Here is a 13768-nt window from a genome sequence, read left to right as displayed (position 1 = left end):
CCATGCAAAAAACTCTCTTAGTCAAAGCGATGATCGTGTTCGGCCTGATGTTGTTAATCGGCTTGCCTTTGCTGATGATTCAGGAAACGATCAAGGAGCGGATGGAGTTCCGCCAGGAAGCCGTCAACAGCATCGCCGCCGATTCGGTGCGCGAACAAACCATCATCGGCCCCATCCTCGTGATTCCCTACACGGAGCAGTACGAAGAGCGCGTGGAAGTGGCCAAGGGTGATGACAAGGAAGCGAAAGCGCCTGCGCGCACGGAGTTGCTGCGCCGCTTGGTGCAGCGTCGCCTGCTCGTGTACCCGAACGATCTGCAGATCAACGGCAACATCGAGACGGATCGCCGTTACCGCGGCATCCACCAGGTGCTGGTCTACAGCGGCCAGCATGCCTTCAAGGGCGACTTCACGGTGCCGGCCAGCAGCCAACTGCCGCGCAAGTCGCCGGACTCGCGCGTGACCCTGGGCCAGCCTTTCGTCGCCCTCTCCATCGAGGACGTGCGCGGCATCCGCAATATTCCGAAAATCGACTGGGGCGGACAAAAGATCGAGTTCGAGCAGGGTACCGACCTGCTTGCCTTCCGCAGCGGCTTGCATGCGCCGCTGGGCGCCATGCCTCTGGCGGCGCCGCAACAGGTGCGCTTCAGCTTTGACCTGGGCCTCGATGGCATCGAACGCCAGCATTTCGTGCCGGTGGCCAAGAACAGTCAGATCCAGATCAAGTCGAACTGGCCCCATCCGCAGTTTGGCGGGCGCTTCCTGCCGTCGCCGAAGAATCGCCAGATCGATGCCCAGGGCTTCAATGTAGCGTGGAATATCTCGTCGCTGGCCACCAATGCGCAAACGCAACTGAGCACGATCGAAGGGGAATTCAAGGTGCCCGACAGCGCCCCGCTGGGCCAGATCGACCGCTTCAGCGTGGGCTTCATCGAGCCGGTGAACGTGTATTCGCAGTCGGACCGGGCCACGAAATATGGCTTGCTGTTCGTGGCACTGACCTTTGCCGCCTTCTTCATCTTTGAAATCCTGAAAAGCCTGCCGATCCACCCGGTGCAATATTTGCTGGTGGGCCTGTCGCTGGTGATCTTCTTCCTGCTGCTGGTGGGCCTGGCCGAGCATATCGCCTTCCTGGCCGCCTATCTGATCGCCAGCGCCGCGTGCATCGTGCTGACCAGCTTTTACCTGGTGCACGTGCTGCACAACGCCTGGCGCGGCATCGGCTTCGGCGTGGCGCTGACCGTGCTGTATGGCGCCCTGTATGGCTTGCTGAGCTCGGAAAACAATGCGCTGTTGATGGGCAGCATCCTGCTGTTCGCCGTGTTGGCCGCCATCATGGTGGCGACGCGCAAGGTGGACTGGTATCAGGTAGGCAGGGGAGGGCAGCAATCGTCAGAGCCTGCTCCAGTGAGGCATGAAAAAGATTGCTGATTTGGAAAATAATTGGTTTTAAGTTGGTATTGTTTACGGTAGTCTTTGGTATTGCTTTCCGGGCAGCACGGTATTGTGTGTTGCGGTTTGCGGGAGTAATAGCGGGCGGCAGGAAGGATGGCTTGCCGCCACCGGGCAGTTCCTTTCATTCCAACATAACAATCTGGAGACAGCACCATGATCAAGAAACTGGCTTTTTTCCTCTTCGCCTGTGGCCTGAGTGCCGGTTACGCGTATGCCGCGGCGAGTGAGGATGTCTGGCAATGCCGTTCGCGCTGCGACAGCAGCTATGTTGGCTGCACCGGTTCATTGGGCGGCAGCCCGATTTGCCGTGACCTGCTCCAACATTGCCTGGAGCGCTGCAACGGCTAGACCAGCGACTCGCATGACGCATGGGCGCGGACGGGGCACAGGCCTGGTCCGCGCCCTTCTTTTTGTGGCGTCAGGGCGCATGGATGCTCATTTTGACGAGGCGCTGCGACAATTGCGGGAGGTGTTCGACAACTCCTGCAGGGGCGTCGCGCAACACTTTGACATACCTCGTGTTAACTTGTTGCGTCAAGGGTTTTTGTGCTATATACTAGCCGGCTTCGGTATGGATTCGTCTTTTTTGAGTCCTACGTTACTTTGTAGTTAAACAAGCCCCGCCCAATCGCAGGTGGGAATGGAGAAAAAATGAGCCTAGGCCTTCTCGGTCGCAAGGTTGGTATGATGCGCATTTTCACGGATGAAGGGGATTCGATTCCTGTCACCGTGTTGGACGTATCGAACAACCGTGTTGCGCAAATCAAAACCCCTGAAACAGATGGTTACTCCGCTGTTCAGGTCGCATTCGGTCAACGTCGCGCTTCCCGCGTGACCAAAGCTGTTGCTGGTCATCACGCTAAAGCTGGTGTTGAAGCCGGTACTCTGTTGAAAGAGTTCCGCGTTGACGCTGCTAAAGCCGCTGAACTGAAAGCTGGCGATGTTGTCGCTGCTTCCCTGTTCGAAGTCGGTCAAAAGATCGACGTGCAAGGCGTTACCATCGGTAAAGGCTATGCAGGCGTTATCAAACGTTACCACTTCGCTTCTGGCCGTGCAACGCACGGTAACTCGCGTTCGCATAACGTTCCAGGTTCCATCGGTATGGCACAAGATCCAGGTCGCGTTTTCCCTGGTAAGCGCATGACCGGTCATCTGGGTGACGTTAACCGTACTATCCAGAACCTCGTGATCGCCCGTATCGATGCCGACCGTCAGCTGTTGCTGGTCAAAGGCGCGATTCCAGGTGCGAAAAATGGCCAGGTAGTTGTCTCGCCAGCCATCAAAACCAAAGCCAAGAAGGGAGCTTAAACGATGGAACTCAAGCTTCTGAATGCGCAAGGTCAAGCCGCCTCGAACGTTGCTGCAGCCGATACGATTTTCGGCCGTGACTACAATGAAGCGCTGATCCACCAAGTCGTCATCGCTTATCAAGCGAATGCACGTAGTGGTAACCGCAAGCAAAAAGACCGTGAAGAAGTTCACCACACGACGAAAAAGCCATGGCGCCAAAAAGGTACCGGCCGCGCGCGTGCTGGTATGTCGTCGTCGCCACTGTGGCGCGGCGGTGGTCGGATTTTCCCGAACTCGCCTGACGAAAACTTCACCCACAAAGTGAACAAAAAAATGTATCGCGCAGGTATCTGCTCGATCCTGTCGCAGCTGGCTCGCGAAGAGCGCCTGATCGTCATCGACGATCTGACGATCGACGCGCCAAAAACCAAGCTGCTGTCGCAAAAATTGAACGGCCTGGGCTTTGATTCGGTTCTGATCATCACCGACGTTCTGAACGAAAACCTGGAACTGGCATCGCGCAACCTGCCTAACGTACTCGTCGTTGAGCCACGTCACGCAGACCCGATGTCCCTGGTGTTCTACAAGAAGATCCTGGTCACCAAAGCTGCATTGGCCAAGATTGAGGAGATGCTGGCATGAGCGCGATTTTGAAACATAGCGAAGAACGCTTGATGAAGGTGCTGTTGGCGCCCGTGATTTCCGAAAAGGCCACCATGGTCGCGGAAAAGAACGAGCAAATTGTATTCCGCGTACTGCCGGATGCAACCAAGCCTGAAATCAAGGCAGCGGTCGAACTGCTGTTCAAGGTTGAAGTTCTGTCCGTGCAAACTGCAAACCGCGAAGGTAAGCAAAAGCGCACCGGCAAGTTCAACGGTCGTCGTAACCATACCAAGCGTGCTTTCGTGTGCCTGAAGCCTGGCCAGGAAATCAACTTCTCCGAGGAGGCTGCATAATGGCACTCGTTAAGATGAAACCAACCTCGCCAGGCCGTCGCGGCATGGTAAAGGTGGTGAATGCCGACCTGTACAAAGGTCGTCCGTTCGCTGCCCTGGTTGAAAAGAAATCCAAGACCGCTGGTCGTAACAACAACGGTCACATCACCACCCGTCATATCGGTGGTGGTCATAAGCAACACTATCGCTTGATCGACTTCAAGCGCACCAAAGATGGTATTCCAGCGAAAGTGGAACGTATCGAATACGATCCAAACCGCACCGCGAATATCGCTCTGTTGTGCTACGCCGACGGCGAACGTCACTACATCATCGCAACCAAAGGCATGGCCGTTGGCGACAGCGTGATGAACGGTTCGGAAGCACCGATCAAATCGGGTAACTGCTTGCCAATCCGTAACATCCCAGTCGGTACCGTGATGCATTGCGTCGAAATGCTGCCAGGTAAAGGTGCTCAAATGGCACGTACCGCCGGCGCTGGCGTTGTGCTGATGGCACGTGAAGGTACCTACGCTCAAGTGCGTCTGCGCTCGGGTGAAGTACGTCGCGTGCACATCGAGTGCCGTGCAACGGTTGGTGAAGTCGGCAATGCCGAGCACAGCCTGCGTAAAATCGGTAAAGCTGGTGCGATGCGCTGGCGCGGTGTTCGTCCTACCGTTCGCGGTGTGGTCATGAACCCGGTCGATCACCCGCACGGTGGTGGTGAAGGTAAAACAGCAGCTGGTCGTCATCCAGTTTCGCCTTGGGGCCAACAGACTAAGGGTAAGAAGACACGCAGCAACAAGCGTACTACTTCCATGATCGTCTCGCGCCGCGGCAAGAAATAAGGGGTAGCACATGACACGTTCATTGAAAAAAGGGCCGTTCTGTGACGCCCACCTGGTGAAAAAAGTTGAAGCCGCGCAAGCAGCCAAAGACAAAAAGCCAATCAAAACCTGGTCGCGTCGTTCGACAATCATGCCTGACTTCATCGGCCTGACGATCGCGGTGCATAACGGCAAGCTGCACGTGCCGGTTTATGTTTCCGAAAACATGGTTGGTCACAAGCTCGGCGAATTCGCACTGACCCGTACGTTCAAGGGCCATGCAGCTGACAAAAAGGCTAAGAAATAATGGAAACTAAAGCTATCCTCAAAGGTGTGCGCCTGTCGGACCAAAAGGGCCGCCTGGTTGCTGACCTGATCCGTGGCAAGAAAGTTGACGCTGCACTCAACATCTTGCAATTCAGCCCGAAAAAAGGTGCTGCGATCATCAAACGCGTTCTGGAATCCGCTATTGCGAATGCCGAGCACAATGATGGCGCGGACATCGACGAATTGTTCGTGAAAACGATCTACGTCGAAAAGGGCCCCGTCCTGAAGCGCTTCACCGCGCGTGCAAAAGGCCGTGGCGACCGTATTTCGAAACAATCCTGTCACGTTTACGTGACTGTCGGTAACTAAGGAGCCACGATGGGTCAGAAAATTCATCCAACCGGTTTCCGTCTGGCGGTCACCCGTAACTGGGCTTCGCGCTGGTATGCAGGCAACGGTAATTTCGCTGCCATGCTGAACGAAGACTTGAAAGCACGTGCTTACCTGAAAAAGAAACTGAAGAACGCTTCCGTTGGCCGCATCGTTATCGAGCGCCCAGCCAAGAACGCGCGCTTCACGATCTACAGCTCGCGTCCAGGCGTGGTCATTGGTAAAAAAGGCGAAGACATCGAAGTACTGAAGTCCGCGCTGACCAAGATCATGGGCGTACCTGTTCACGTGAACATCGAAGAAATTCGCAAGCCAGAAATCGACTCGCAACTGATCGCCGACTCGATCGCTCAGCAGCTGGAAAAACGGATCATGTTCCGCCGCGCCATGAAGCGTGCAATGCAAAATGCAATGCGCCTGGGTGCTCTCGGTATCAAGATCATGTCGTCCGGCCGTCTGAACGGTATCGAAATCGCACGTAAAGAGTGGTACCGCGAAGGCCGCGTGCCTCTGCATACCCTGCGCGCCGATATCGACTACGGTACCAGCGAAGCGTCGACCACCTACGGCATCATCGGTGTCAAGGTGTGGGTATACAAAGGTGACCGCGCGCCTAACGGCGATGCACCAGTCATCGATACCCCAGCTGACGAGAAGAAAAGCCGCGGCCCACGCCGTGACGATGGCAAGCCAGCTGGCCGTCCACGTCCAGCCGGTGCCGGTGCGAAACCATCCACAGCACCAGGTGCACGTGTGCGTACCGCCGCTAAACCGGCCGCCGCAGCAGCACCAGCTGAGAAAGCAGGAGAATAATCATGCTGCAACCAGCACGCAGAAAGTATCGTAAAGAGCAGAAAGGCCGTAATACCGGTATTTCGCACAGCCGCGGCACCGCCGTGTCGTTTGGCGAATTCGGTCTGAAGGCAGTTGCGCGCGGTCGTATCACTGCGCGTCAAATTGAAGCGGCGCGTCGTGCAATGACGCGTCACATCAAGCGCGGTGGCCGTATCTGGATCCGTATTTTCCCGGACAAACCGATTTCGAACAAACCGGCTGAAGTCCGTATGGGTAACGGTAAAGGTAATCCTGAGTACTACGTCGCTGAAATTCAGCCAGGTAAAGTACTGTACGAAATGGATGGCGTTGATGAAGCGCTGGCACGGGAAGCATTCCGTCTTGCCGCCGCTAAACTGCCACTGGCGACGACGTTTGTCATCCGCCAAGTCGGCCAATAATTGGAGTTGTATATGAAAGCATCTGAACTCCGCGGCAAGGACCAGCCAGCTCTGCAAAAAGAGCTGAATGACCTGTTGAAGGCACAGTTCGGCCTGCGCATGCAAATCGCTACGCAGCAGCTGAGCAACACTTCGCAGCTCAAGAAGGTACGCCGCGATATCGCGCGTGTGAAGACGGTAATGAATCTGAAGGAAGCCAAATGAACGAACCAGTGAAACAGTCGCTCAAGCGCACGCTGATCGGTAAAGTGGTTTCGGACAAGATGGACAAGACCGTTACCGTTCTGATCGAGCGCCACGTAAAACATCCTTTGTATGGCAAGATCATCATGCGTTCGAACAAGTATCACGCGCATGACGAGACCAACCAAGTCAAGGCCGGTGACACGGTCGAGATCCAGGAAGGTCGCCCGATCTCCAAAACGAAGGCATGGACGGTGACACGTGTGGTTCAAGCCGCACCAACCGTTTAAATAAAAACCACCGTTTCGGCGGTGGCTTTTAATTAGTACTTGCAGGCCCGCAAATTGTATGTAATACTTGCGGGCTTCGTTCATGTAACGCCGCAAAGTGTCTGGCCACAGACAGTAGCATTCGCGGTCAGTTGATGTATGAAGGTCATGCACCCAAACAGTGAAGCCCAGCAGGGCGGCTCTGGCGGGACCAAGACTGACCGTGGGTCTACATTGTGTGGATTCTTCGGCTTAAGTTGGGAAAGAGAATACTATGATTCAAACTGAAAGCCGGCTCGAAGTGGCTGACAATACCGGTGCCAAAGAAGTAATGTGCATCAAGGTATTGGGCGGCTCCAAGCGCCGTTATGCTGGCATTGGCGATGTGATCAAGGTAACCGTTAAGGTTGCTGCGCCACGTGGCCGTGTCAAAAAAGGTGAAATTTATAACGCCGTGGTTGTGCGCACCGCTAAAGGTGTTCGCCGCCAAGACGGTTCCCTGGTGAAGTTCGACGGCAACGCCGCCGTTCTGTTGAACGCCAAGCTGGAACCGATCGGTACCCGTATTTTTGGACCTGTCACGCGCGAACTGCGCACTGAGAAGTTCATGAAAATCGTGTCCCTGGCACCGGAAGTCCTGTAAGGAGTCGTAATGGATAAGATTCGTAAAAACGACGAAGTCATCGTTCTGACCGGGAAAGACAAGGGCAAACGTGGTGTGGTACAGCAGCGTATCGATGCTGAACATATCGTGGTTGACGGCATTAACATCGCTAAAAAAGCGACTAAGCCAAACCCGATGACTGGCGTAACTGGTGGTATCGTCGATAAGACCATGCCAATTCACGTGTCCAACGTTGCATTGTTTAATGCAGCGACTGGCAAGGCAGATCGCGTGGGTTTCAAAGAAGTGGACGGCAAGAAAGTTCGCATCTTTAAATCCTCCGGCGAAGTAGTGAAGGCTTAAGAAATCATGGCACGTCTCCAAGAATTCTATAAAGAAAAAGTCGTTGCCGACCTGACCAGCAAGTTTGGTTACAAGTCGGTAATGGAAGTTCCACGCCTGACCAAGATCACCCTGAACATGGGTGTTGGTGAGGCTATCGCGGATAAAAAAGTTCTCGAGCACGCAGTTGCTGACTTGACCAAGATCGCCGGCCAGAAGCCAGTGACCACCAAGTCCCGCAAAGCGATCGCAGGCTTCAAAATCCGTGAAGGTTACCCGATCGGTACGATGGTCACCCTGCGCGGCGCTCGCATGTACGAGTTCCTGGATCGCTTCATTACCGTGGCTCTGCCGCGCGTACGCGATTTCCGTGGTGTGAACGGCCGTGCATTTGATGGTCGTGGCAACTACAACATCGGTGTCAAGGAACAGATCATTTTCCCTGAAATCGAATACGACAAGATTGACGCGTTGCGCGGTATGAATATCAGCATCACGACAACCGCTAAGACCGATGACGAAGCCAAAGCTTTGCTCGCCGCCTTTAAATTCCCTTTCAGGAACTGATCATGGCCAAACTGTCACTGATTAATCGTGAGATCAAGCGTGCTGACCTGGTGGCGAAATTCGCCCCTAAGCGCGAAGCTCTCAAGGCCATCGTCGATGACCAATCGAAATCGGAAGAAGAGCGCTACGAAGCTCGCCTGAAATTGCAGGCGCTGCCACGTAACTCGAACCCGACGCGTCAACGTAACCGTTGCGCCATCACTGGTCGTCCGCGCGGCACATTCCGTAAATTCGGTCTGGGTCGTATCAAGCTCCGTGAATTCGCCATGCGTGGTGAAATTCCGGGTATGACAAAAGCAAGCTGGTAATAGGAGAATATGCAATGAGTATGAGCGATCCTATCGCCGATATGCTGACCCGCATTCGCAATGCACAAGGCGTGCAAAAGACGACCGTGGCCATGCCATCGTCGAAAGTCAAAATTGCGATTGCCAGCGTCCTGAAGGACGAGGGTTACATTGAAGATTTCGCTGTTGCCGAAGCTGGTGGCAAAGCGGAACTGAAAATCGGTTTGAAGTATTATGTTGGCCGTCCCGTCATTGAGCGCTTGGAGCGTGTGTCCCGTCCGGGTCTGCGCGTCTACAAGGGTAAAGACGAGATCCCTGTTGTGATGAATGGCTTGGGTGTGGCGATCGTGTCGACTCCGCAAGGCGTCATGACTGACCGCAAAGCACGCGCTACCGGTGTCGGCGGCGAAGTTATTTGCTACGTGGCTTAAGGAGTTACACATGTCTCGAGTAGCTAAAATGCCTATCGTAGTGCCAGCTGGCGCCGAAGTCGCCATCTCCGCACAAGCGATCACCGTAAAAGGCCCGCTGGGCGTACTTTCCCAGGCCCTCACCGGCCAGGTCAAAGTGGAAAACAATGCAGGAACCCTGAGTTTCGACGTGGCAAACGACAGCCGCGAAGCCAATGCCATGTCCGGCACGCTGCGCGCACTGGTCAACAACATGGTTGTTGGCGTCACCAAGGGTTTCGAGAAAAAGCTGAACCTGGTAGGCGTGGGTTACAAGGCGCAAGCTCAAGGCGACAAGCTGAATCTGTCCCTGGGTTTCTCGCACCCTGTAGTGCATGACATGCCAGCTGGCGTTACCTGCGCAACACCAACCCCGACCGAGATCCTGATTAAAGGTATCGACCGTCAACAGGTTGGCCAGGTAGCCGCTGAAGTTCGTGCTTACCGCGCTCCTGAGCCTTATAAAGGCAAGGGCGTTCGCTATGCGGACGAAGTGGTTAAGCTTAAAGAAACCAAGAAGAAGTAATTAGGGGCTGACGATGGATAAGAAAGAATCACGGCTTCGCCGCGGACGCCAAACCCGCATCAAGATTGCGGAATTGAAAGTAAATCGCTTGTCGGTGCATCGCACCAACCTGCACATTTACGCCAACCTGATCAGCCCGGACGCTAAAGTCCTGGTTTCGGCCTCGACGGCTGAAGCGGAAGTTCGCGCTGAACTGGCAGGCCAATCCGGCAAAGGCGGCAATGCCGCTGCTGCAGCCTTGATCGGCAAGCGCGTCGCTGAAAAAGCGTTGAAAGCAGGGATTACCGAAGTTGCGTTTGACCGCTCCGGTTTCCGTTACCACGGCCGTGTGAAAGCGTTGGCAGAAGCCGCACGCGAAGCCGGTCTGAAGTTCTAAGGATCAATCATGGCAAAAATGCAAGCAAAAATGCAAAGCGACAAGCCGGATGATGGCATGCGCGAAAAAATGATCGCGATCAACCGCGTGACCAAAGTGGTCAAGGGTGGTCGTATCATGGGTTTCGCCGCGCTGACCGTAGTTGGTGATGGCGATGGCCGCGTCGGCATGGGCAAGGGCAAATCGAAAGAAGTGCCAGTTGGCGTGCAGAAGGCAATGGAAGAAGCCCGTCGCAACCTGATCAAAGTACCGCTCAAAAACGGTACCTTGCATCACACGGTTGTTGGTCGTCACGGCGCCTCCAAGGTCCTGATGAACCCAGCTAAGCCTGGTACTGGCGTTATCGCTGGTGGCGCAATGCGCGCTATCTTCGAAGTGATGGGCGTGACGGACGTGGTGGCGAAATCCACCGGTTCGAACAACCCATACAACCTGGTACGCGCTACGCTGGACGGCCTGTCGAAAATGAGCACTGCTTCCGATATCGCTGCCAAACGCGGCAAGTCGGTCGAAGACATTCTGGCTTAAGGTGGACAAAATGACAAACACAGTCAAAGTGCAATTGGTCAAGGGCTTGATCGGTACGCGCGAATCGCATCGCGCTACCGTGCGCGGTCTGGGTCTGCGTCGTGTAAATTCGGTTTCCGAATTGCAAGACACCCCATCCGTACGCGGCATGATCAATAAAGTATCGTATCTCGTTAAAGTTGTCGGGTAAGCCTTCGGGCTTACACGAACGGAGCAAATCATGGAATTGAATACTATTGCACCAGCCGAAGGCGCTAAGCACTACAAGCGTCGCGTCGGTCGCGGTATCGGCTCCGGCCTGGGTAAAACCTCGGGTCGTGGTCACAAAGGTCAGAAATCGCGTTCGGGCGGCTTTCATAAAGTCGGTTTCGAAGGCGGTCAGATGCCTCTGCAACGCCGTCTGCCTAAGCGCGGTTTCAAATCGATGCACGCAACCTTCAAAGCTGAAGTGCGCCTGTCCGATCTGAACAACCTGGCTGTTGGCGATGTCGACATTCTGGTCTTGAAGCAAGCTGGCGTTCTGGGCGTGTTGGCCCGTGACGTGCGCGTGATCTTGTCCGGCGAAATCACCAAAGCGGTGAATTTGAAGGGCTTGAAAGTGTCCGCTGGCGCGAAAGCAGCCATCGAAGCAGCCGGCGGCTCGGTAGCCTGAGTTGACCGCTAACAGCTTGATCGGAGCGAAAATTGGCGACTAATCCACAACTTGCTAAAAGTGCAGCGGCCGGTTTCCCTTGGGGACGGCTCTGGTTTTTGCTTGGCGCATTGGTGGTTTATCGTATCGGTGCTCACGTCCCGGTTCCCGGGATTGACCCGACACAATTAGCCTCGCTGTTCAAGGAGCACGAAGGCGGCGTCCTGGGCATGTTCAACATGTTCTCGGGCGGTGCCTTGTCTCGTTTTACAGTGTTTGCGCTGGGTATCATGCCTTATATCTCGGCCTCGATCATCATGCAATTGCTGTCGATCGTGTCACCGCAGATGGAAGCGTTGAAAAAAGAAGGCGAAGCAGGTCGTCGCAAGATCACCCAGTACACCCGGTATTTCACGGTTGCCCTGGCACTGTTCCAAGCGTTAGGCATTGCAGTCGCACTGGAGTCGCAAGCTGGTCTGGTGTTGGAACCTGGTCTTGCATTCCGCTTCGTGACGGTCGTCACTTTGTTGACCGGAACAATGTTTTTGATGTGGTTGGGTGAGCAAATTACCGAGCGTGGCTTGGGGAATGGCATCTCGATCATCATTTTTGCCGGGATTGCAGCAGGTCTGCCGTCGGCGTTGGGTGGCTTGTTCACTCAGGTGTCGAATGGTTCGATCGGCAGCTTCAGCGCGATTTTCATCGTGATCCTGGTAGCACTGGTAACGTACTTCGTCGTATTCGTCGAACGTGGTCAGCGCAAAATATTGGTCAATTACGCGAAGCGCCAGGTAGGCAACAAGATTTATGGCGGTCAAACCAGCCATTTGCCGTTGAAGCTGAACATGGCCGGCGTGATCCCGCCGATCTTTGCTTCTTCGATCATCTTGTTCCCGGCCACTATCGTGGACTGGTTTTCAAAGGGCGCCGACAACGCTAACCCTGCGGTGCGGTTCTTGAAAGATTTGGCAGCATCGATGGGGCCTGGTGAGCCTATCCATGCGCTGTTGTACGCAGTGGCGATCGTGTTTTTCTGTTTCTTCTATACAGCGCTGGTCTTTAACAGCAAGGAAACAGCGGATAACTTGAAGAAAAGCGGTGCGTTCATTCCCGGGATCCGTCCAGGCGAACAGACAGCCCGTTACATCGACAAGATCCTGACACGCTTGACACTTGCCGGCGCAGTCTACATCACCCTGGTGTGTTTATTGCCGGAATTTATGCAAGCCCAGTGGAAAGTACCATTCTATTTCGGCGGTACTTCTTTATTGATTATTGTAGTTGTCACCATGGATTTCATGGCGCAAGTACAGAACTACGTGATGTCGCAGCAATATGATTCACTGCTGCGCAAAGCAAATTTCAAGGGCGGAATTCCGACGCGTTAAGCGCGGTAAACATACCGAATGGCAAAAGACGACGTCATACAGATGCAGGGCGAGATTCTTGAGAATCTCCCAAATGCAACATTTCGAGTGAAGCTGGAGAACGGACACGTGGTGCTCGGGCATATTTCAGGTAAAATGCGGATGAACTATATTCGCATTCTCCCTGGAGACAAGGTGACGGTGGAGTTAACGCCGTACGACCTGAGCCGAGCCCGCATTGTGTTCCGTACCAAGTAACACACTGAATCAAACCAAAGAAGCGAAAGAAAGAGCCCAAAAATGAAAGTTCTCGCATCAGTCAAGCGGATCTGCCGCAACTGCAAGATCATCAAGCGCAAAGGCGTAGTCCGCGTTATCTGCGTGGAACCACGTCACAAGCAGCGTCAAGGTTAATCGAGGAATAACAAATGGCACGTATTGCAGGGGTTAATATCCCAAATCATCAGCATACCGTTATCGGCCTGACGGCCATCTACGGTGTGGGCCGTCCACGCGCAGAGAAAATCTGTGCATCGACCGGTGTAGCAACCAACAAAAAGATCAAAGATCTGGATGACAGCGAACTGGAAAAGCTGCGCGATGAAGTAGGTAAATTCATCGTCGAAGGCGATCTGCGTCGTGAACTGTCCATGAACATCAAGCGTTTGATGGATCTGGGTTGCTACCGCGGCATGCGTCATCGTAAGGGTCTGCCTTGCCGTGGCCAGCGTACGCGTACGAACGCACGTACCCGCAAGGGACCGCGTAAAGCCGCTCAATCGCTGAAAAAATAATCCGCTAGGGAATAATTATGGCTAAGTCGCAAAATAACGCCGCATCAGCACGCGTGCGTAAAAAAGTTAAAAAGAACGTCGCTGAAGGCATCGCGCATGTCCACGCTTCGTTCAATAACACCATCATTACCATCACCGATCGTCAAGGCAATGCCTTGTCGTGGGCTACCTCCGGCGGTGCAGGCTTCAAGGGTTCGCGTAAATCGACCCCATTCGCAGCGCAGGTCGCCGCGGAAGCCGCTGGTAAAGTGGCTGTTGAGTGTGGCGTGAAGAACCTGGAAGTACGTATCAAGGGCCCAGGTCCTGGTCGTGAATCCGCCGTTCGCGCGCTGAACAACCTGGGCATCAAGATCACCGAGATCCAGGACGTGACGCCGGTACCGCACAACGGTTGCCGTCCACCGAAACGTCGTCGTATCTAAGATAGTGTTGCAGAGGGCGCTTCGG

General features: G+C 54.5%; 27 protein-coding genes. All 27 read left to right on the top strand.

What is annotated here, in order from left to right; all coding sequences use genetic code 11:
• Positions 1 to 2 precede the first annotated feature (2 nt).
• Complete coding sequence (gene creD, locus NCG91_RS08735; protein WP_251349395.1) at positions 3 to 1430, top strand: cell envelope integrity protein CreD; 1428 nt, start codon at positions 3 to 5, stop codon at positions 1428 to 1430.
• A 177-nt stretch (positions 1431 to 1607) separates the two neighbouring features.
• Positions 1608 to 1802, top strand: a complete 195-nt coding sequence (locus NCG91_RS08730) for a hypothetical protein (protein WP_077398840.1) — start codon at positions 1608 to 1610, stop codon at positions 1800 to 1802.
• A gap of 303 nt (positions 1803 to 2105) precedes the next feature.
• Complete coding sequence (gene rplC, locus NCG91_RS08725) at positions 2106 to 2762, top strand: 50S ribosomal protein L3 (protein WP_010394393.1); 657 nt, start codon at positions 2106 to 2108, stop codon at positions 2760 to 2762.
• Positions 2763 to 2765: 3 nt separating this feature from the next.
• Positions 2766 to 3386 carry a 50S ribosomal protein L4 gene (rplD, locus tag NCG91_RS08720; protein ID WP_034753197.1) on the top strand — a complete coding sequence of 207 codons (621 nt, stop codon included), beginning with the start codon at positions 2766 to 2768 and terminating at the stop codon, positions 3384 to 3386.
• Positions 3383 to 3700 (top strand): 50S ribosomal protein L23, encoded by a 318-nt coding sequence (rplW, locus tag NCG91_RS08715; protein WP_010394398.1) that lies wholly within the window; start codon positions 3383 to 3385, stop codon positions 3698 to 3700. Before rplD ends, rplW begins: the two co-directional genes overlap by 4 nt.
• Positions 3700 to 4527 (top strand): 50S ribosomal protein L2, encoded by an 828-nt coding sequence (gene rplB / locus NCG91_RS08710; protein ID WP_034753198.1) that lies wholly within the window; start codon positions 3700 to 3702, stop codon positions 4525 to 4527. The genes rplW and rplB overlap by 1 nt, the downstream gene beginning before the upstream one ends.
• A 10-nt stretch (positions 4528 to 4537) precedes the next feature.
• A complete protein-coding gene (rpsS, locus tag NCG91_RS08705; RefSeq protein ID WP_008444295.1) occupies positions 4538 to 4813 on the top strand; it encodes a 30S ribosomal protein S19 in 276 nt (91 codons plus the stop codon).
• A complete protein-coding gene (gene rplV, locus NCG91_RS08700) occupies positions 4810 to 5142 on the top strand; it encodes a 50S ribosomal protein L22 (protein WP_170840583.1) in 333 nt (110 codons plus the stop codon). The genes rpsS and rplV overlap by 4 nt, the downstream gene beginning before the upstream one ends.
• 9 nt (positions 5143 to 5151) lie before the next feature.
• Positions 5152 to 5976, top strand: a complete 825-nt coding sequence (gene rpsC, locus NCG91_RS08695) for a 30S ribosomal protein S3 (protein ID WP_034753199.1) — start codon at positions 5152 to 5154, stop codon at positions 5974 to 5976.
• A gap of 2 nt (positions 5977 to 5978) precedes the next feature.
• Entirely contained in the window at positions 5979 to 6398 is a 420-nt protein-coding gene (gene rplP / locus NCG91_RS08690; RefSeq protein WP_034753201.1) for a 50S ribosomal protein L16, read from the top strand.
• Positions 6399 to 6410: 12 nt separating this feature from the next.
• Positions 6411 to 6602: a 50S ribosomal protein L29 gene (gene rpmC / locus NCG91_RS08685; protein WP_010394412.1), complete on the top strand. Its 192-nt coding sequence runs from the start codon at positions 6411 to 6413 to the stop codon at positions 6600 to 6602.
• On the top strand, positions 6599 to 6871 hold the full coding sequence (gene rpsQ, locus NCG91_RS08680) for a 30S ribosomal protein S17 (protein ID WP_010394415.1): 273 nt from the start codon (positions 6599 to 6601) through the stop codon (positions 6869 to 6871). Before rpmC ends, rpsQ begins: the two co-directional genes overlap by 4 nt.
• A 253-nt stretch (positions 6872 to 7124) precedes the next feature.
• A complete protein-coding gene (gene rplN, locus NCG91_RS08675) occupies positions 7125 to 7493 on the top strand; it encodes a 50S ribosomal protein L14 (protein ID WP_008444317.1) in 369 nt (122 codons plus the stop codon).
• A 9-nt stretch (positions 7494 to 7502) separates the two neighbouring features.
• Positions 7503 to 7817, top strand: a complete 315-nt coding sequence (gene rplX, locus NCG91_RS08670) for a 50S ribosomal protein L24 (RefSeq protein ID WP_034753204.1) — start codon at positions 7503 to 7505, stop codon at positions 7815 to 7817.
• Between the two features lie 6 nt (positions 7818 to 7823).
• The gene (gene rplE, locus NCG91_RS08665) at positions 7824 to 8363 is read left to right on the top strand and encodes a 50S ribosomal protein L5 (protein ID WP_010394421.1); all 540 of its coding nucleotides are present in this window, start codon (positions 7824 to 7826) and stop codon (positions 8361 to 8363) included.
• A gap of 2 nt (positions 8364 to 8365) precedes the next feature.
• Positions 8366 to 8671, top strand: coding sequence for a 30S ribosomal protein S14 (gene rpsN / locus NCG91_RS08660; RefSeq protein ID WP_010394423.1), 306 nt, complete (start codon positions 8366 to 8368; stop codon positions 8669 to 8671).
• A 14-nt stretch (positions 8672 to 8685) separates the two neighbouring features.
• Positions 8686 to 9081, top strand: a complete 396-nt coding sequence (gene rpsH, locus NCG91_RS08655; RefSeq protein WP_034753208.1) for a 30S ribosomal protein S8 — start codon at positions 8686 to 8688, stop codon at positions 9079 to 9081.
• Between the two features lie 10 nt (positions 9082 to 9091).
• A complete protein-coding gene (rplF, locus tag NCG91_RS08650; RefSeq protein ID WP_034778281.1) occupies positions 9092 to 9625 on the top strand; it encodes a 50S ribosomal protein L6 in 534 nt (177 codons plus the stop codon).
• Positions 9626 to 9638: 13 nt separating this feature from the next.
• Positions 9639 to 10001, top strand: coding sequence for a 50S ribosomal protein L18 (gene rplR / locus NCG91_RS08645; RefSeq protein WP_010394431.1), 363 nt, complete (start codon positions 9639 to 9641; stop codon positions 9999 to 10001).
• Between the two features lie 9 nt (positions 10002 to 10010).
• A complete protein-coding gene (gene rpsE / locus NCG91_RS08640; protein WP_010394433.1) occupies positions 10011 to 10529 on the top strand; it encodes a 30S ribosomal protein S5 in 519 nt (172 codons plus the stop codon).
• A 10-nt stretch (positions 10530 to 10539) separates the two neighbouring features.
• Positions 10540 to 10719, top strand: a complete 180-nt coding sequence (rpmD, locus tag NCG91_RS08635) for a 50S ribosomal protein L30 (RefSeq protein ID WP_010394435.1) — start codon at positions 10540 to 10542, stop codon at positions 10717 to 10719.
• A gap of 30 nt (positions 10720 to 10749) precedes the next feature.
• Complete coding sequence (rplO, locus tag NCG91_RS08630; protein ID WP_034753211.1) at positions 10750 to 11181, top strand: 50S ribosomal protein L15; 432 nt, start codon at positions 10750 to 10752, stop codon at positions 11179 to 11181.
• 32 nt (positions 11182 to 11213) lie between these two features.
• Positions 11214 to 12548: a preprotein translocase subunit SecY gene (secY, locus tag NCG91_RS08625; protein WP_010394438.1), complete on the top strand. Its 1335-nt coding sequence runs from the start codon at positions 11214 to 11216 to the stop codon at positions 12546 to 12548.
• An 18-nt stretch (positions 12549 to 12566) separates the two neighbouring features.
• On the top strand, positions 12567 to 12785 hold the full coding sequence (infA, locus tag NCG91_RS08620; protein WP_005663428.1) for a translation initiation factor IF-1: 219 nt from the start codon (positions 12567 to 12569) through the stop codon (positions 12783 to 12785).
• 42 nt (positions 12786 to 12827) lie between these two features.
• Positions 12828 to 12941, top strand: a complete 114-nt coding sequence (rpmJ, locus tag NCG91_RS08615; protein ID WP_010394471.1) for a 50S ribosomal protein L36 — start codon at positions 12828 to 12830, stop codon at positions 12939 to 12941.
• A gap of 14 nt (positions 12942 to 12955) precedes the next feature.
• Positions 12956 to 13321 carry a 30S ribosomal protein S13 gene (rpsM, locus tag NCG91_RS08610; RefSeq protein ID WP_046681666.1) on the top strand — a complete coding sequence of 122 codons (366 nt, stop codon included), beginning with the start codon at positions 12956 to 12958 and terminating at the stop codon, positions 13319 to 13321.
• 17 nt (positions 13322 to 13338) lie between these two features.
• Positions 13339 to 13743, top strand: coding sequence for a 30S ribosomal protein S11 (gene rpsK / locus NCG91_RS08605; protein WP_010394475.1), 405 nt, complete (start codon positions 13339 to 13341; stop codon positions 13741 to 13743).
• The last annotated feature ends 25 nt before the right edge of the window (positions 13744 to 13768 follow it).

It is taken from the genome of Janthinobacterium kumbetense, assembly GCF_023703445.1.
Lineage (GTDB): Bacteria > Pseudomonadota > Gammaproteobacteria > Burkholderiales > Burkholderiaceae_D > Janthinobacterium > Janthinobacterium kumbetense.
Note: the sequence above shows the minus strand (reverse complement) of the source record. Positions and strands in the feature narration are given on the sequence as shown.